This is a genomic window from Burkholderia sp. GbtcB21 (genome assembly GCF_019091065.1).
GTDB classification, from domain to species: Bacteria; Pseudomonadota; Gammaproteobacteria; order Burkholderiales; family Burkholderiaceae; genus Burkholderia; species Burkholderia pyrrocinia_C.
On record NZ_JAGXKA010000244.1, the window covers coordinates 1 to 271 of the forward strand.

General features: G+C 65.3%; 1 protein-coding gene. It reads right to left on the reverse strand.

Annotated features, from left to right (window positions below; all coding sequences use genetic code 11):
- The coding region (locus KVT39_RS36890; RefSeq protein ID WP_217591478.1) for a hypothetical protein at positions 1 to 214 on the reverse strand (214 nt) is incomplete at its 3' end.
- Between the last annotated feature and the right edge of the window lie 57 nt (positions 215 to 271).

Consider the following 271-nt stretch of genomic DNA (forward strand, 5'->3'; position numbering starts at 1 on the left):
ATGCGCGCTGCAGCGCGAAGCGCCCCGGCTCGGTCGAGCCGAACGTCTCGTCGCCGAGCGGACGCACGTCGGCCTTGCCCTCGTACATCCGGCACTCGGGCCGGTAGATCAGCGGTTCGTGTTTCCACGTATCGAAATGGCTCTTCACCCAATCGAATCCGCCGCCGCATACGTTGATCTCGTAGCGTACGCCTGGTCGCCGTTTCGTAATCATCGTCGTGTCTCCGCTTGATGCGCGCACCGCAGGCACCGGGTGCGCGCGCGTTGCTGC